Genomic DNA, 16,985 nt, shown 5'->3' with positions numbered 1-16,985 from the left:
GTGCGATATGGATGTGGATTTGATTTTCAAGATTGCGGCCATTGGGATTCTGGTCTCGGTGCTCAATCAGGTGCTCTCCCGCTCGGGGCGGGATGAACAGGCCACCATGACCACCCTGGCCGGGCTGGTAGTGGTACTAATGATGGTGGTGCAGCAGATCAGCGGCCTGTTTGAACTGGTTAAAAACCTGTTCGGGCTGTGAACCATGGAGGATATTCTGAAGATTGCCGCCGCCGCCGTAGCCGCCGCTGTGTGCGCCGTGGTGGTGAAGCAGCGGGCGCAGGAGGTGGGTCTGGTTCTCTCTCTGGCCGCCGGAGCGCTGGTTCTGACCATGGCCCTGGGGGCGGTGGAGAGCGTGCGCGCCCTGATGGACGAGCTGGGCGAGGCCGCCGGCCTGTCGCCGGCGGTGCTGGCTCCGGTGCTCAAGACCGTGGGTATTGCAATCCTGACCCACATTTCCGCCGAGGTGTGCCGGGACGCGAAGGAGAGCGGCATCGCGGCCTTCGTGGAGACCGCGGGGGCCGCCGTGGCCCTGTGCGTGGCCCTTCCGCTGCTGCGGGCGGTGTTGGATACTGTGACGGGACTGCTGTAAAAGACGAAGGGGATACGAATGAGACGAAGAATACTGATGTGCCTGGCGGTTCTGCTTCTGCTGTCGGGCATGGGGGCGGCCTCGGGCAGCGATGTGCTGGCCGCCCAGTCGGAGGCGCTGGATCTGGATGCGCTCCAGGACGCGGCGGGGGGCTATCTGCCCGACGGAGCGCTGGAGGCGGGCATCAGTCTGGATGAAGGGCTCCAAACCATTCTGGATACCGGCAGCGGACAGATCTCCGGTGTGGTGCGCAAGGCTGTGCGCAGCGGTGTGCTGCTGCTGACGGTGGTACTGCTGTGCGGCCTGGCCGAGGGGCTGTATGGCGGCATGGGGGTGAGTCAGACCACCGATGTAGTGGCCATTGTGGGCGCACTGGCCATCACTGCGGTGGCGGTGGCGGACGCCAACTCCCTCATCGGAATGGGACGGGAGGCGCTGGAACAGATGGAGACCTTTTCAAAGATACTCCTGCCCACGATTACGGCGGCGGCCGCCGCCGCAGGCTCTCCCAGTGGGGCAGTGGCCCGCCAACTGGCCACCATGCTCTTTTCCGACATACTGATTACCCTCATCAACCGCCTGCTGCTGCCCCTGGTCTATACCTACATAGCCGCCTGTGTGGCCTATGCGGCGGTGGGGAACGAGGGGCTCAAGCGCATCGCAGGCACCCTGAAGTGGGTGGTGACCAGTGTACTGACCGTGGTCCTGCTGGTTTTTGTGGGTTATCTGACCGTCAGCGGTGTGATTGCGGGCTCTACCGACGCGGTAACCGTCAAGGCGGCCAAATTTACCATGTCCAGCCTGGTTCCGGTGGTGGGCGGTATCCTGTCCGACGCGGCGGAAACCGTATTGGCCGGGGCCGGAATACTGAAAAACGCGGTGGGGGTGTTCGGCATGCTTGCGGTGCTGTGCATGTGCGTGGCACCCTTCCTCCAGCTCGGTATCCACTACCTGACGTATAAAGTGACCTCCGCCCTCAGCGCTACCGTTTCCAGCGGCCGGGTGGCGGGGCTCATTGACCAGATCGGCGGCGCCTTCGGGCTGGTACTTGGGATGACCGGAGCCAGCGCCCTGCTGCTGCTCATCTCCATGGTTTCCGCCATTACGGCGGTGGTGAGGTAGGGGCTATGCTGGAACTGATTCGACATTGGCTGGTTGGGATCACCTGTGCGGCTATGCTCGTGGCTCTGGCCGAGAGCCTGATTCCGGCGGGGAGTATCAGGCGCATTGCCCGCCTGACCGGGGGGCTGGTGCTGCTGGCGGCTATCCTGAACCCCCTGCTAAAGCTGGATACCACGGCGCTGACCCGGGCACTGACGGAGTACAAGCTAGAGCTGAGCGCATACAGCGCGGATCTGGAGGAGGAGAACGAAATCTTAATGAAGGACATCATAGAAGAACAGTCCGGCGCATATATTCAGGACAAGGCGGCCGCCCTGGGCATCGACTGCCAAGTTACAGTGGAGGCGGACGGGGAGGAAGAGTGGCCTATTCCACAGTCGGTTACCGTCATGGGCAGCCTGACGGCAGAGCAGCAGGAGGCGCTGGAGCGGACCATTGAGGAAGACTTCGCCATCCCGGCGGAGCGGCAGCGGTACGAAAGCGGGGACGAGGAATGAAAACAGAGGGCTTCGGGGTATGGGGCAGCAAGCTGCGCAGCCTGTTTGACCGGTACAAATTTGTACTTGTGGTGATTCTGGCCGGAGTGGTGCTTTTGCTGCTGCCTTCCTTCGGCGGGGAGAAGCGCGACGGCGGGGCGGTTGAAAGCAGTCAGGAATCCAGTTCCGACCCTTTCCAGGTGGAGGAGCTGGAGCGGAAGCTGGAACAGGCCCTGGCCCAGATCGACGGCGTTGGGGAGGTGCGGGTGGTGCTGACCCTGCAGAGCGGCCCGCGCCGGATTCTGGCCCAGGACTCCCAGAGCACAGTAGATGAGGGGAGGACGGAGGCGGAAGTAACCAATGTAGTGATTTCAGCCGGCTCCGGTGTAGAGGGAACGGTGACGTTACAGCAGCTTTCGCCCCAATTCCAGGGGGCTCTTGTGGTATGCTCGGGAGGCGGAGAGCCGACGGTCCAGCTTCGTCTGGTGGAGGCGGTTTCCGCGTTAACGGGACTTGGCGCGGACAAGATATCAGTTTGTAAAGGAAAGTGAGGAAGCAAAGATGAAAGTGTGGAAACGAAATGCCGTGGTGGCCGCGATCGTGCTCTTTGTCTGTGTGGCCGTCTATCTGAACTGGTCGTATCAGAGTGGAGAGACGGCGGATGCGGGCAAGACACTGGGGGAGGCGGCCCTGGTGAACGGCCAGACCAGCGACCCGCTGGTGGGAGGAACGGCAGCGAGCCCCGACCCGGCATCCTCCGCCTCGCCCGAGGCAGGGACCACCGGCGGCGGGAGCTATTTCGACTCGGCCCGTCTGAACCGGCAGCAGGCGCGGGACAGCGCCCTGGCGATCCTCCAGGATTCCATCGCCAATGAGAGCGCCGATGAGACCATGAAGGAGGCCAACGGCGAGGCAATCCAGACCCTGGCCAGTTATACCGTCTCCGAGGCGCAGATTGAGAACCTGGTGACGGCCAAGGGCTACACCGACTGCGTGGCCTTTATCGGCGATGAGAGCGTCAGCGTGGTGGTATCGGCCCGGGAGGGCGGCCTCACCGATGCGGACGTGGCAAAAATCACTGAAATTGTCACCGACGAGACCGGGATGGAGGCCAGCCAGGTGAAGATCATCGAGGCCGAGGGATAGGTGGTTCTGGAGCGCGCGGTGAAAAACCAGTTGTAATTTCTCTATTTTGTGGTACAATGAAAACGACCGAGTAGAGAAAAGGAGCGTGACCGGAATGGCGGATGGAAAGGAATATGTCTCCCGCCCTGACGAGCTTGGGAACATCCATATTTCTGAGGAGGTTCTGGCGGTGATCGCCGCTGCCGCTGCCATGGAGGTGGAGGGGGTTGGAAGCCTCGCCGCCAATCTGGGCAGTGATATCGCCGAACTGTTGGGCGGAAAGAAGAACCTGTCCAAGGGCATCCATATCGCAGTGGAGGAGGAGAGCATCCGCGTGGATGTCTCCTTACTCATCAAGTATGGCTATACCATTATTGATGTGGCGAAGGAGGTCCAAAACGCGGTATACAGTGCCATCGAGAACACCAGCGGCCTGACGGTGGAGTGTGTCAACGTCCATGTGCTGGGCGTTGCCTTCGACCGGGATGGAAAGAAGGCCCAGTAAAGGGAGAAGCACCAGACGCGGGCCGGGTTCCGGCCCGCGTCTGTGTATGTTTTTCCTGGAAAACCCGGGGTGCGGAGGGCGCGCCCTGGGCTTTTTGACGTTGCGTGGAATTTGCTCTTTTCTTTTTATGCATGGTTGTTGTATAATACAATCATCTATGACAAAAAGCCGCGGGATTATCCCGCCATGGAGGAACCGGAATGACCAGAACTGCTGCCCGAGAGATTGCCGTCCACTTTGCCTTTGAGCTGGGCTTTACCAACCAGACGGCAGAGGAACTGCTGGCGGAGGCGCTGAACCGCAAGACCTTTGAGCAGATTGGGGAGGAGGAGCCGCTCTATGCGGAGTTCCCCAATGAGAAGCAGCGGGAGTATATCTCCAAGCTGGTGAAGGGCGTGTATGAGCACAGCCCCGAGCTGGATGAATACATCTCGAAGTATGCCATCGGCTGGAAATACTCCCGTCTGAACCGGGTGGCCATCGCGATCATGCGGGTGGCCATGTATGAGATCCTGTATATGCAGGATATCCCAAACGCCGCCGCCATCAATGAGGCGGTGGAGATGACCAAGCACTATGAGGAGCCGGAGGTCGTGTCCTTTGTCAACGGCATCCTGGGCTCCTTCGTCCGCAACGAGTGCCCGCCGGAGCCGGTGGGCCTCAAGCCAGCGGCGGAGCGGCCGCAGGACGAGGCGTAATATGCGCGCACTGGGCATCGACACAAGCAACTACACCACCTCGGCGGCGGTATTTGACGGCAGCGGCGGCTATAACGCCGGCCGGCTGCTGGAGGTGCGCCCCGGCGAGCTGGGTCTGCGGCAGAGCGACGCGCTGTTCCAGCACATCAAACACCTGCCTGGGCGCTTTGCCGAGCTGCGGGCGGAGGGCTGGCTGACCGGCCTGTCCGCCGTGGGGGCCAGTGCCCGGCCGAGGGCGGTGGAGGGCTCCTATATGCCCTGCTTTCTGGTGGGAGAGGGGCAGGGGCGGACACTGGCGGATGCGTTGGGCGTGCCGTTTTACCCCGTATCCCACCAGCAGGGCCACATCGCCGCCGCCGCCTGGTCAGCGGGACGGCTGGAGCTGCTGGACCGGCCCATGCTGGCCTGGCACCTGTCCGGCGGCACCACAGAGCTGCTCTATGTGGAGCCGGACGGGGTCAATGTCAGGGCGCAATGCGTGGGCGGCACCAGCGACATCTCCGCCGGACAGCTCATCGACCGCACCGGCGTGCTCCTGGGCCTGCCCTTCCCGGCGGGAAAGGCGCTGGATGCCCTGGCGTCGGAGAGCGGCCCGGTACGGGGATTTCCTGTAAAGCTGAACGACCTGACATTCTCCCTTTCCGGGATGGAAAATAAGGGAAAGGCGCTGGCAGAGCAGGGAGAGCCGCCGGCGGAGATCGCCCGCTTTACCCTGGAGACGGTGGCGTCGGCAGTACGTCGGGCCACCGACGCGGCCCGGAAACGCTGGCCCGGCCTGCCGGTGCTGTGCTCCGGCGGCGTGGCCTCCAACCGCCTGCTGCGTACTGTTATGAGCGACGCAGCCTTTGCCGCGCCCCAGTACTCCACCGACAACGCCATGGGGGCGGCCATTCTGGCCTGGCGCAGTCTGAGACAGGAGGCCGAGGCATGAAGAACGCCCCAATTTACAGCGTAACCCAGGTCAACCAATATATCAAAGGCCTGCTGGACCGCGACGGTGCTCTGGCCGGCCTTTTTGTGCGGGGAGAGCTCTCCAACTACAAGGCCTATCCCTCCGGACACCACTACTTCTCCCTGAAGGACGCGGAGGGGGCCATCCGCTGTGTCATGTTCCGGCGGGAGGCCATGGGCCTGCGGTTCCGTCCGGAAAACGGCATGAAGGTGGTGGCCTTTGGCCGGGTAACGGTCTTTCCACGGGACGGGCAGTATCAGCTCTACTGTAGTGAGCTGACCCCCGACGGCGTGGGGGACCTCCATGTGGCCTTTGAACAGCTCAAGCAGAAGCTCTACCAAGAGGGGCTGTTCGACCCGGCCCACAAGAAGCCCATCCCGCGCTATCCCCGAAAAATCGCCCTCATTACCTCCCCGGCGGGGGCGGCGGTGCGGGATATGCTCCGCATACTGGGGGCCCGCTGGCCGCTGGCGGAGGTGCTGGTGCTGCCGGTGCGGGTACAGGGGGCGGAGGCCCCTGGGGAGCTTTGCGCGGCCATCGCCTGGGCCAACCGGCATAGGGTGGCCGACCTGCTGATTACCGGACGGGGCGGCGGCTCCATGGAGGATCTCTGGGCCTTCAACGACGAGGACGTGGCCCGTACCATCTACACCTCTGAGATTCCGGTCATCTCCGCCGTGGGCCATGAGCCCGACGTGACCATTGCGGATTTTGTGGCGGATCTCCGGGCGGCCACCCCCTCCAACGCCGCGGAGCTGGCGGTGCCGGATCAGAACGAGTGCTATGGCTGGCTGGAGCAGATGGAAGGCCGCTTGACCGGGGCAATGGGCCGCCGACTGGAGCGGGCCTGCCGTGAACTGGAGCAGGCCGGGCGCTGCCGGGCGCTACAGGACCCCATGAATTATATCAATGACCGGCGGATGCTGCTGGACTACCAGCGGGACCGGCTGGCCCACGGACTGACCGGGGCCATGGGCCGGGAGCGGGAGCGCTTTGCCCGATTGGCAGCGGCGCTGGACGCCCTGAGTCCCCTCAAGGTACTGGGCCGGGGCTATGCCATTCCCCAGCGGTCAGACGGGGCGGTACTTCGCTCCGCGAAGGAGGCCATGCCGGGCGAGACGTTGCGCCTGCGCATGACGGATGGCAAGGTTTCCTGTAAAGTGATTGAACCTGCCGGATAGGGAAAGGACGAAATAGATGGCGGAAAAGAAAGTAACCTTTGAACAGGCCATGGCGCGGCTGGAGGAGATTGTAAAACAGTTGGAACAGGGTGACGCTCCTCTGGAGGATGCGCTGGCCCTCTTTGAAGAAGGGACCAGACTGATGAAGAAATGCACCACACAGTTGGACAAGGCGGAGCAGAAGGTCTCCAAGCTCCTGGCCGGGCCGGATGGAAAACCGGTAGAGGAGCCGTTTGAGGGGGAGGGATAGCCATGGCGGAGCTGGAACGGCTGGATGAGCACCGGGCCCGGATCGAGGATTGGCTGCACGCCTGTTTCCAGGACTGTGCGCCCCGTGGGAACCTGTATGACGCCATGCGCTACAGCCTTCTGGCCGGCGGAAAGCGCCTCCGGCCCGTGCTGGTGCTGGAGGCCTGCCGCCTGTGCGGCGGAGCAGTGGAGGATGCCCTGCCCTTTGCCGGGGCGATTGAGATGATTCACACCTACTCCCTGATTCACGACGACCTGCCCTGCATGGACGATGACGATCTGCGGCGGGGCCGCCCTACCAACCACAAGGTGTTTGGCGAAGCCAACGCGGTTTTGGCCGGCGATGGCCTTCTGACGGCGGCTTTTGAGACCATGCTGGCCCCGGGACAGAAGCTTCCGCCGGAGCGTGTGTTGGAGGCGGCGGGCATCCTGGCCCGGGCCGCCGGCGGCCGCGGCATGGTGGGCGGACAGGTACTGGATATGGCCGGCGAGGGCCGCGCCCTTGGCCTGACCGAGGTGGAGGAGCTTCAGCGCCTCAAGACCGGTGCGCTGATCAGAGCGGCTGTGGAGATGGGCTGCGCCGTGGCCGGCGGAGCGGAGGAACAGCGGGAGGCCCTGTGCCGCTATGCCGACTGCCTGGGGCTGGCCTTCCAGATTCAGGACGATATCCTGGACGTAGTGGGTGATGAGGCCACCTTGGGCAAGCCCATCGGTTCAGACGTCAGGAGCGACAAGACCACCTTTGTGGCGCTCAAAGGTCTGGCGGACTGCCGCATCCTGGTGGCGGAGTTGACCGACCGGGCGGTGGAGGCCCTGGCGCCCTTCGGTTCGGAGGCGGAGAGCCTCCGCGGTCTGGCGCAGTCGCTGGCCGGCCGCGAGAAATGAGAGGACTTATATGAGCAATGTCGTAGATTTTCTGACCGGAAATCTGATTTTAAACCTGTCCATCCTGGCCTGGGCGATCGCCCAGGTGCTCAAGTTTGTCATCACGCTGATTTCCCAGGGAAAGCTGGACTGGCGCCATATTCTCTCCAGCGGGGGAATGCCAAGCTCCCACTCTGCCTTTGTTTGCGCCTGCGCGGCGGCTATGGGCTATATGTACGGCTGGGCGTCGCCCGTATTCACCATTTCTGCCGTGGTCGCCATTGTGGTGATGTACGACGCGGCCAATGTCCGCAAGGCGGCGGGGGAGCAGGCCAAAATCCTGAACTATATCATGGAACACTGGACTGAGATGAAGCCCGCCATTTTCGGTAAGGAGCTCAAGGAGTTCCTGGGGCACACGCCGTTCCAAGTGCTGATGGGCGGCCTATTGGGTATCAGTGTAGGATTGCTGGGCGCTTGGCTGTGGACGTAATTTTGAATTCCGGGCCTTTGTGGGCCGGGAGGTGGAACCATTCTGAATTTTGATCTGAATCACGTACCAAATCAACTGGGAGAACTGAACGACGGTGAGGCTGTGGAGCTGTGCCGGCTGCTGCGGGCGCGCCTGATCGACACGGTTTCCCGCACCGGCGGCCACCTGGCCTCCAGCCTGGGAGCGGTGGAGTTGATTGTCGCCATCCACCGGGTGTTCGACACCGGACGGGATCGTTTGGTGTTCGATGTGGGACACCAGTGCTACGCCCACAAAATTCTCACCGGCCGCAATCAGGCGATGGAAACGCTGCGTACCTTCGGCGGAATTGCTGGCTTCCCCAAACCGGTGGAGAGTGAAAGCGACGCCTTTGTCGCGGGACACGCCTCTAACTCAGTATCGGTGGCCATTGGAATGGCAAGGGCAAGAACATTACAACATGCGGACTATCATGTTCTGGCGTTGATCGGCGACGGCGCCTTGTCCGGCGGGCTCGCCTATGAGGGCCTGTCCGATGCGGGGGACAGCGGGGAACCGCTCATCGTCATTCTCAACGACAACGGCATGTCGATCACAAAGAGCGTGGGCGGCGTGGCGGAGCATTTGGCGCGCCAGCGGCTGAAGCCCCAGTACCTGCGCTTTAAGAAGGGCTACCGTAAGGTCATGAGCGTATTGCCGCTGGGCGGTCACATCTACCATGCAACCCACAAGATCAAGACGGCCATCAAAGACAGTCTGTTGCCGTGCAGCCTGTTTGAGGATATGGGCTTTACCTACCTGGGACCAGTGGATGGGCATGATGTCAAGTATCTGACGCAGCTTTTGAGCTATGCAAAGGAGCTGAATGGACCTGTTTTGCTCCATGTAAGAACTGTGAAGGGAAAAGGCTATACACCAGCGGAGCGCAATCCGGATCAGTTTCACGGTGTTGGCCGCTTCTGTGTAGAGACGGGGGAGCTGGTGCATGGTTCAGGGGAGAGCTTTTCCGCCGTGTTTGGAGAGACCCTCTGTTCCTTGGCAGAGCAAGACGGCAAGCTCTGTGCCATTACGGCCGCCATGCAGGGGGGAACCGGCTTGAACCGCTTTGCCCGTCAGTTTCCGGCGCGCTTTTTTGACGTGGGCATTGCCGAGGGCCATGCGGTGGCCATGGCAGCGGGAATGGCCAAGCAGGGGATGCGCCCGGTCTTTGCAGTGTACTCCTCCTTCCTCCAGCGCAGCTACGATATGCTGCTCCACGACGTGGCGCTTCAGCAGCTCCATGTGGTGTTGGCGGTGGACCGGGCCGGGCTGGTGGGGGAGGACGGCGAGACCCACCACGGCGTCTTTGATCCAGCCTTTCTCGATACCATCCCCGGCATGACGGTGCTCTGCCCCAGCAGTTTTCAGGAGCTGCGGGAGATGCTGCGCTATGCCATCTATGACGTGGAGGGTCCAGTGGCAGTCCGTTACTCCAGGGGAGGGGAGGGCGCCTACCAGGGCAGCGTCCCGGTGGAGCCAGCCACCCTGCTGCGGACGGGAGCGGACATTACCCTGGCGGGCTATGGTATGATGCTTAACCAGCTTCTGGACTGCGCTGACCGTCTGGCACGGAATGGCATCCAGGCAGAGGTTGTGAAGTTAAATACCATTACACCGATTCCGCTGGAGCGGCTGACTGCCTCTGTTCAAAAGACAGGACGGCTTCTGGTTGCGGAGGACAGCGCGGCGGCGGGCGGTGTGGGGCAGCGCATCGCCGCAGGCCTGTTTGACGCTGGCATCCAGGTGCGAAGGCTGGCCTTGGCGAATACCGGACACGCCTTTGTTACCCATGGAACGGTGCCCCAGCTTCAAAGGCTGTGCGGTTTGGACGGGGCGAGCCTATATCACAGAGCATTGGAGGTCTGCCGTCATGGCTAATGTAAAAAAGCGGCTGGATGTCCTGCTGGTGGAACGAGGTCTGGCTGAAAGCCGGCAGCGGGCCCAGGCGGTGATCATGAGCGGTCAAGTCTATGTCAGGGAACAAAAGGTGGACAAGGCCGGGACGCAGGTTGAGGAGAACGCCCCGATTGAGGTGCGTGGACAGGCGTTGGCCTATGTGAGCCGGGGCGGGCTGAAGCTGGAGAAAGCCCTCAAGACTTTTTCCGGCATTCGCTTAAAGGGAGTACATGCCATTGATGCCGGGGCGTCCACCGGCGGCTTTACCGACTGTATGCTCCAAAATGGGGCGGAAAAGGTGTATGCAGTGGATGTGGGCTATGGACAGTTGGCCTGGAGCCTGCGCAGTGATCCCAGGGTGGTGTGCATGGAGCGGACCAACGTGCGCTATTTGACGGCGGAGCAGATTCCAGAGCCGCTGGACTTCGGTACAGTGGATGTGTCCTTTATCTCCTTAAAGCTGATTTTACCCGCCCTACGGGGTATCCTAAAGCCGGACGGACAGGTAGTCTGTCTGGTGAAGCCCCAGTTTGAGGCGGGCCGTGAGAAGGTGGGCAAGAAGGGGGTTGTGCGGGACCCCGCTGTCCATCTGGAGGTGCTGCGGCAGTTTTTGCAGAACGCTCATGAGGCGGACTTTACTGTAAAGGAAATGACCTTTTCGCCCATTCGAGGACCGGAGGGCAACATCGAATATTTGGGACACCTGTGTGTCGGGGCGGGCGAGCCCTGGAACGGCGACCTTTCAGCTCTGGTCGAGGCATCGCACGGGGCATTGGAGGGAACCGGACAATGAAAGTGGTATTGAGCCCAAACCCATACCGGGACCGGGGCCTGCGGGCGGCCCAGGCCGCGGAAAAGATTCTGCGGAACGTGGGGGTGGAGACCGCCATGTGTCTGCCCTTCCTCCCGGAGGGCAGCAATCTGGAATTTCCCAAGCATATCCAGTTTAAGGACACCCAGGAGGAGCTGAAAAACGCGGACATGCTGGTTTGCTTCGGAGGAGACGGAACCATCCTCCACGCGGCCAAGGACGCCAACGCCCACAAGGTGCCTATACTGGGGGTCAATCTGGGCAGCGTGGGTTTTATGGCCGAGCTGGAGCAGAGCGAGCTGTCCATGCTGTCCAAGCTGGCGGCCGGGAAGTACACGATCGAATCCCGTATGATGTTGGATGTAGCGGTCCGCCGGGATGGAAAGGTGCTGTTCAATGACATCGCCCTGAACGACGCAGCCCTCACGAAAGGGGCTGTGGCCCGGGTCGTGGATCTGGAGGTATATGGCGACAAGGTGATGATCGCCAATTTTTCCGCTGACGGCGTGATTGTAAGTACGCCCACCGGCTCTACAGCCTATTCCATGTCGGCGGGCGGCCCCATCGTGGAGCCTACGGCGGAGAATATGATTGTGACGCCCATCTGTCCCCATGCCCTCTCCGCCCGGTCCATCGTCTTGGGACGGGAGCGTACGGTGTCCATTAAAATGGGGAAGCAGTCACGCAAGACTGCCTATTTGTCGGTAGATGGCGGCAAGGCGTTTCGTCTGGGCAGCGGCGATGTGGTGGAGCTGAAGATGTCCAGCTCCAAGACCCGTCTGGTACGGGTGACAGGTCGGAGCTTTTATGATATACTAAGTCAGAAACTGGGAGGTGCCAAGGCGTGAAGGGAAAACGTCAGCAGGAGATTTTGCGCATTATTGAGGAACAGGATATTGATACACAGGATCAGCTTCTGGCGGAGCTGAGGGCCCGCGGACTCCAATCTACCCAGGCGACCATTTCCCGGGACATCAAAGAGCTGCATCTGATCAAGGAGCTTACTGGCTACGGGACCTACCGCTACGCGGTGTCAGAGCGCAAGGCGTCGCTGAATGTCGCCAGCCGGCTGCGCACGATTTTCAAGGAGGGGGTCATCTCCTTTGATCTGGCCCAGAACATCATTGTGCTCAAGACCATGCCGGGAGTGGCATCGGCGGCCTGCGCAGCCATTGACGGCATGGAGATCACAGGACTGGTGGGCAGTCTTGCGGGGGACGATACCGCGATGCTGGTCATGCGCACCAACGAGGACGCGCAGGAGTTCTGCAACGAGATCCACACAATGCTGAAATAAAGCGGAAACGGCGGGGTGGTCGGCATGCTCTCACTGTTGCACATTGAGAATATCGCAGTCATCGAATCGGCGGACATTCAGTTCGACAAGGGATTCAACGCTCTGACGGGGGAAACGGGAGCCGGCAAGTCCATTGTAGTGGATGCCATCGGCGCCATCATCGGAGAGCGAACCAGCCGGGATCTGATTCGGACAGGGGCCAGATCCGCCCTCGTCAATGCCGTCTTTACCGGCCTGCCTCCGCTGGCCTGGTTCCAGGAGAACGGCGGAGGGCCGGACGAGGATGGAAATCTGCTGATCCAGCGGGAGATCCAGCCGGACGGCAAGAATGTGTGCCGCCTGAACGGACGGCTAATCACCGTAGCTCAGCTACGGCAACTGGGCCGGCAGCTCCTCAATATCCACGGGCAGCACGACGGCCAGCAGCTCCTGGACGAGCGGTGCCACCTGGAGTATCTGGATGGATTCGGAGAAACGGGATCGCTGCAGGAGGAATACCGGGCGGCCTTTGGCCGCTTTGCGGTCCTGCGCCGGGAGATTGCGGCTCTCCAGATCGACGAGGCGGAGAAAGCCCGGCGCATTGACAGTTTGGAGTTCCAGATCGCCGAGCTGGAGCGGGCCGGACTGAAGGCTGGGGAGGAGGAGGCCCTCACCGAGCGCCGCAATTTGCTGCGCAATGCGGGCAAGCTGATTGAGGCGGTAGAGGGCGCCCATTTGGCCCTCTCAGGCGATGAGGAGCGTGAGGGGGCCGCCGGCCTGATCGGCGCGGCGGAGAGTTCACTCCACGCGGCGGCCCGGCTGAGCGGGCAGGTGGCGGAGCTGGTGGACAGGCTGACGGAGCTGCGCTGCTCGGCCGATGATCTGGCCGAGCAGGTGCGGGATTTACGGGACGGTTTCGACTTTGAACCCGGTGAGCTGGACGAGCTGGAGAGTCGTCTGGATGTGATCTACCGGCTGAAAAAGAAGTACGGGGACTCCGTGGAGGATATGCTGGACTACCTGGAGCGGTGCAGAAAGGAGCTGGACGAAATTCAGTTCTCCAGCGATACCATCGCCCGGTTGGAAAGGGATCTGGGCAAAGCGATGGAGGAGGTCCGGCGGCGGGGTGAGGCGCTGAGCCAGGCACGCCGTGAAGCGGCCAAGGCGCTGGAGGAGCGTATTCAAACCGAATTGGCCCAACTGGACATGCCGAAAGTGCGGTTCCAGGTGGAGTTCCGGCCCAAAGCAGGGGAGTACGCCATGGACGAAACCGGACTGGACGAGGTGCAGTTCCTTATGTCCGCCAATGTAGGGGAGGATCTGAAGCCCATCCAGAAGATCGCCTCCGGCGGTGAGCTGGCCCGCATCATGCTGGCCCTCAAGAATGTGCTGGCAGAGAATGACCACGTGGGCTCCTTGGTCTTTGACGAGGTGGACACCGGTGTGTCCGGCCGGGCAGCCCAGAAGGTGGCGGAGAAGTTGGCGGGCGTGGCCCGCACCAAGCAGGTGCTCTGCGTCACCCATCTGCCCCAGCTTGCGGCCATGGCGGACGTCCATTTCTCCGTGGAGAAGGGGGAGCGCAAGGGGAGAACCTTCACAGAAGTAGAGCGCCTGAGCCGGGAGCGGCGCATGGAGGAGCTGGCCCGGCTGACCTCTGGTGAGCGCATCACCGGCGCGACACTGGAGGCGGCGGGGGAACTGCTGGACAGTGCGGAACGGTTCAAGCGGGCTTTAACTCAACAAAAGTAATCTTTTGCTGAGTTAAATCTTTCCCTTGACAAACTGGCTGCCCCGTACTATAATCCAACTCAATATGAGACTGCGATGACAGGGAGAAGTACCGTCTTATGTCCCGCCCAGAGAGCCCCCGTCTTGGTGTGAGGGGGAGGGGACAGGCCGGGAAATACACCCTGGAGCAGCCGCCCGAACCGCGTGAAAGCGCACAGTAGGGGTGTGTCGGGTGCGCCCGTTACCGCGCCGGAGTGTGTTGGCACTCCATGAGGCTGTCTCCGTGAGGGGATGGTGAACCAGAGGTGGTACCGCGTTTGACAACGCCCTCTGTCCGTGAGGACAGGGGGCGTTTTTTATATTAAAACACAAAGTGCAGACATACTAATTAGCAATTACTGTAGGGGCGTCCCTATGGACGAAAGAAAAGGAGAATGAAACTATGACCTGTTACGAAGAACTGAAGGCCCGTGGCCTCATTGCCCAGGTAACCAATGAGGAAGAGATCTCCAAGATGATCAACGAGGGTAAGGCGGTGTTCTATATCGGCTTCGACCCCACCGCCGATTCCCTCCACGTGGGCCACTTCATGGCCCTTTGCCTGATGAAGCGGCTCCAGATGGCGGGCAACCGGCCCATCGCCCTCATCGGAGGCGGTACCGGTATGGTGGGTGACCCCTCCGGCCGCACCGACATGCGCTCCATGATGACGGTGGAGACCATACAGCACAACTGCGCCTGCTTCAAGAAGCAGATGGAGCGTTTTATCGAGTTCGGTGACGGCAAGGCCCAGATGGTGAACAACGCCGACTGGCTGATGGACCTGAACTATGTGGAGCTGCTCCGCGAGGTGGGCGCCTGCTTCAGCGTGAACAACATGCTGCGGGCCGAGTGTTATAAGCAGCGCATGGAGAAGGGGCTGAGCTTTCTGGAGTTCAACTACATGATCATGCAGTCCTACGATTTCTACCACCTGTTCCAGCACTACGGATGCAACATGCAGTTCGGCGGTGATGACCAGTGGTCCAACATGCTGGGCGGCACCGAGCTCATCCGCCGCAAGCTGGGCAAGGATGCCCACGCCATGACCATTACCCTGCTGCTCAACTCCGAGGGGAAGAAGATGGGCAAGACCGCCAAGGGCGCGGTGTGGCTGGATCCCAACAAGACCAGTCCCTATGAGTTCTACCAGTACTGGCGCAACGTGGGCGACAGCGATGTGCTCAAGTGCCTGCGTATGCTCACCTTCCTTCCCATTGAGCAGATCGACGAGATGGACAAGTGGGAGGGCGCCCAGCTCAATCAAGCCAAGGAGATCCTGGCCTTTGAGCTGACCAAGCTGGTTCACGGCGAGGAGGAGGCGCAGAAGGCCCAGGACGCGGCCAAGGCCCTGTTCGCCCAGGGAGGCGACAAGTCCAACGTGCCCACCACCACCCTGGACACCGGCGATCTGACTGACGGGGCGATCGGGGTGCTGGAGCTGATGCTCAAGTGCGGCCTGGTGCCCTCCAAGAAGGAGGCTCGCCGCCTGGTGGAGCAGGGAGGGGTGGAGTTGGACGGTCAGAAGGTCACCGATGTGGCCGCAGCCGTGACCGCCGAACAGCTCTCCGGCGAGGGTATAATGCTCAAAAAGGGAAAAAAGGTCTTCCACCGTGCGGTGCTCGGTGAATGAAAAAAGGCGCCGGAGGATAATTCCCCTCCGGCGCCCTTTTTCGGTTGCGGAAGTGATTGGATCATGATACAATCTTAACAGGATAGCCAATACGGAAGGGGATTGCGGCATGGAGGATAAGGACAAGCAAGGGGAAAAGAAATGGTATATTCTGGATCGGGGATCGTTATCTCTCCTGATCGTCCTGTTGGCCGCTATCCTGTTTTATGTGGGATTGACCAATTTCGATGTTATCGCGGTCCGGGTGCGCACATTTATGGGTGTGCTGACGCCCTTTATTGCAGGTTTTGCTATCGCCTATCTGCTCAATACGCCCATGTGCTTTTTTGAGCGAAAGCTCTACCAAAAGCAGAAGCACCGGCGTGGGCTGGCGATTCTGACGGTCTATCTGATCGCCCTGGCGATCGTTGTGGTCCTGCTCAACCTGATCATACCGCAGGTGGCGCAAAGCGTGGTAGATCTGGCCACCAACATGCAGACCTATCTGACCAGCCTGAACAGCCTGGTGCAGACCCTCTCCGAGCAGTTTGGACTGGAGGCGGAGGCCCTGAATGAGGCTATTGGCTCTTATCAGGACCTGATGACCAATATTGCCGCCTATCTCTCCAAGGCTCTGCCGGATCTGCTGAACTTTGGCTACGCCATCGGCAGTGGGGTGATCTCGGGCATTACCGCACTGATCTCCTCGGTTTACATGCTGGCAGGGAAGGGGCGGCTGGTTCCGCAGATCAAGAAGATGCTCTACGCCATTCTGCCCAGGCGGCGGGCGGACTGGCTTCTCGGGGTATGCGGACATGCCAACCGGGTATTTGTAGGCTTTATCAATGGCAAGCTGATCGACTCGGCCATCATCGGTGTGCTCTGCTTTATCCTTTGCTTGATTTTCCGCATCCCATATCCCATGCTGGTCAGCGTCGTGGTGGGCGTCACCAACATTATCCCCTTTTTTGGACCGATCATCGGCGCCATCCCCTGTCTGATGATTCTGGTGATCGTCGACCCTTGGGCGGCCCTGCGGTTCTTTGCCTTGGTCATCGGCCTTCAGCAGTTTGACGGCAACATCCTCGGCCCCAAGATCTTGGGCGACAGCACGGGCCTGTCAGCCATCTGGGTGCTGGTTTCCATTGTGGTGTGCGGCGGCCTGTTTGGGTTCCCGGGTATGGTACTGGGTGTGCCCACCTTTGCCGTGCTGTATGCACTGGTGCGGGACTGGGTCAACAAACGCTTGGCACTCAAGCGCCTGGACGGAAACGGGAGGCCTCTGGACGGCGCTCCTTAAAAACTGAACGAGTAGAGTAGTGAAGGGAGGTGCGAAGCGAAGCTTCGC

20 protein-coding genes and 1 other annotated feature are annotated in these 16,985 nt (G+C 61.1%); all 20 genes read left to right on the top strand.

Annotation, left to right across the window (positions count from 1 at the left end; translation table 11 throughout):
- Positions 1–7: 7 nt before the first annotated feature.
- The 20 genes from spoIIIAC (at position 8) to ACESY8_RS04205 (ending at position 16,937) form a co-directional block, all read left to right on the top strand.
- Positions 8–202, top strand: a complete 195-nt coding sequence (gene spoIIIAC / locus ACESY8_RS04300) for a stage III sporulation protein AC (protein WP_007489408.1) — start codon at positions 8–10, stop codon at positions 200–202.
- A 3-nt stretch (positions 203–205) separates the two neighbouring features.
- Complete coding sequence (locus ACESY8_RS04295; RefSeq protein ID WP_007489407.1) at positions 206–592, top strand: SpoIIIAC/SpoIIIAD family protein; 387 nt, start codon at positions 206–208, stop codon at positions 590–592.
- An 18-nt stretch (positions 593–610) separates the two neighbouring features.
- Positions 611–1,714, top strand: a complete 1,104-nt coding sequence (locus ACESY8_RS04290) for a stage III sporulation protein AE (protein WP_498794646.1) — start codon at positions 611–613, stop codon at positions 1,712–1,714.
- Between the two features lie 5 nt (positions 1,715–1,719).
- Positions 1,720–2,211: a stage III sporulation protein AF gene (locus tag ACESY8_RS04285; RefSeq protein WP_009256817.1), complete on the top strand. Its 492-nt coding sequence runs from the start codon at positions 1,720–1,722 to the stop codon at positions 2,209–2,211.
- A complete protein-coding gene (locus ACESY8_RS04280; RefSeq protein ID WP_009256818.1) occupies positions 2,208–2,741 on the top strand; it encodes a SpoIIIAG-related protein in 534 nt (177 codons plus the stop codon). Before ACESY8_RS04285 ends, ACESY8_RS04280 begins: the two co-directional genes overlap by 4 nt.
- Before the next feature lie 10 nt (positions 2,742–2,751).
- A complete protein-coding gene (locus tag ACESY8_RS04275) occupies positions 2,752–3,336 on the top strand; it encodes a SpoIIIAH-like family protein (RefSeq protein ID WP_009256819.1) in 585 nt (194 codons plus the stop codon).
- A 94-nt stretch (positions 3,337–3,430) separates the two neighbouring features.
- The gene (locus tag ACESY8_RS04270) at positions 3,431–3,820 is read left to right on the top strand and encodes an Asp23/Gls24 family envelope stress response protein (protein ID WP_007489400.1); all 390 of its coding nucleotides are present in this window, start codon (positions 3,431–3,433) and stop codon (positions 3,818–3,820) included.
- A gap of 200 nt (positions 3,821–4,020) precedes the next feature.
- The gene (nusB, locus tag ACESY8_RS04265) at positions 4,021–4,518 is read left to right on the top strand and encodes a transcription antitermination factor NusB (protein ID WP_007489398.1); all 498 of its coding nucleotides are present in this window, start codon (positions 4,021–4,023) and stop codon (positions 4,516–4,518) included.
- Between the two features lies 1 nt (position 4,519).
- Positions 4,520–5,449, top strand: a complete 930-nt coding sequence (locus tag ACESY8_RS04260) for a tRNA (adenosine(37)-N6)-threonylcarbamoyltransferase complex transferase subunit TsaD (protein WP_434308003.1) — start codon at positions 4,520–4,522, stop codon at positions 5,447–5,449.
- On the top strand, positions 5,446–6,651 hold the full coding sequence (gene xseA, locus ACESY8_RS04255) for an exodeoxyribonuclease VII large subunit (RefSeq protein ID WP_054339248.1): 1,206 nt from the start codon (positions 5,446–5,448) through the stop codon (positions 6,649–6,651). The genes ACESY8_RS04260 and xseA overlap by 4 nt, the downstream gene beginning before the upstream one ends.
- A gap of 16 nt (positions 6,652–6,667) precedes the next feature.
- Positions 6,668–6,901, top strand: a complete 234-nt coding sequence (gene xseB, locus ACESY8_RS04250) for an exodeoxyribonuclease VII small subunit (protein ID WP_009256822.1) — start codon at positions 6,668–6,670, stop codon at positions 6,899–6,901.
- A 2-nt stretch (positions 6,902–6,903) separates the two neighbouring features.
- Positions 6,904–7,785: a polyprenyl synthetase family protein gene (locus ACESY8_RS04245; protein WP_021631187.1), complete on the top strand. Its 882-nt coding sequence runs from the start codon at positions 6,904–6,906 to the stop codon at positions 7,783–7,785.
- A 10-nt stretch (positions 7,786–7,795) separates the two neighbouring features.
- Entirely contained in the window at positions 7,796–8,257 is a 462-nt protein-coding gene (locus ACESY8_RS04240; protein WP_007489392.1) for a divergent PAP2 family protein, read from the top strand.
- 54 nt (positions 8,258–8,311) lie between these two features.
- Positions 8,312–10,153, top strand: a complete 1,842-nt coding sequence (gene dxs, locus ACESY8_RS04235) for a 1-deoxy-D-xylulose-5-phosphate synthase (RefSeq protein ID WP_054339247.1) — start codon at positions 8,312–8,314, stop codon at positions 10,151–10,153.
- Positions 10,146–10,964: a TlyA family RNA methyltransferase gene (locus tag ACESY8_RS04230; RefSeq protein ID WP_021631185.1), complete on the top strand. Its 819-nt coding sequence runs from the start codon at positions 10,146–10,148 to the stop codon at positions 10,962–10,964. The genes dxs and ACESY8_RS04230 overlap by 8 nt, the downstream gene beginning before the upstream one ends.
- Complete coding sequence (locus ACESY8_RS04225; RefSeq protein WP_054339246.1) at positions 10,961–11,830, top strand: NAD(+)/NADH kinase; 870 nt, start codon at positions 10,961–10,963, stop codon at positions 11,828–11,830. The genes ACESY8_RS04230 and ACESY8_RS04225 overlap by 4 nt, the downstream gene beginning before the upstream one ends.
- Complete coding sequence (locus tag ACESY8_RS04220) at positions 11,827–12,279, top strand: arginine repressor (protein WP_007489387.1); 453 nt, start codon at positions 11,827–11,829, stop codon at positions 12,277–12,279. Before ACESY8_RS04225 ends, ACESY8_RS04220 begins: the two co-directional genes overlap by 4 nt.
- Before the next feature lie 24 nt (positions 12,280–12,303).
- Positions 12,304–14,007: a DNA repair protein RecN gene (gene recN / locus ACESY8_RS04215; RefSeq protein ID WP_054339249.1), complete on the top strand. Its 1,704-nt coding sequence runs from the start codon at positions 12,304–12,306 to the stop codon at positions 14,005–14,007.
- 66 nt (positions 14,008–14,073) lie between these two features.
- Positions 14,074–14,320, top strand: a binding site (T-box leader).
- A 108-nt stretch (positions 14,321–14,428) separates the two neighbouring features.
- Entirely contained in the window at positions 14,429–15,658 is a 1,230-nt protein-coding gene (tyrS, locus tag ACESY8_RS04210; RefSeq protein WP_007489385.1) for a tyrosine--tRNA ligase, read from the top strand.
- A 109-nt stretch (positions 15,659–15,767) separates the two neighbouring features.
- A complete protein-coding gene (locus ACESY8_RS04205; protein WP_009256828.1) occupies positions 15,768–16,937 on the top strand; it encodes an AI-2E family transporter in 1,170 nt (389 codons plus the stop codon).
- The last annotated feature ends 48 nt before the right edge of the window (positions 16,938–16,985 follow it).

It is taken from the genome of Clostridium sp. ATCC BAA-442, assembly GCF_964239415.1.
GTDB lineage: Bacteria > Bacillota > Clostridia > Oscillospirales > Oscillospiraceae > Flavonifractor > Flavonifractor plautii.
The sequence above is the reverse complement of the archived record's forward strand: the minus strand, read 5'-3'. Positions and strand labels throughout refer to the sequence as shown.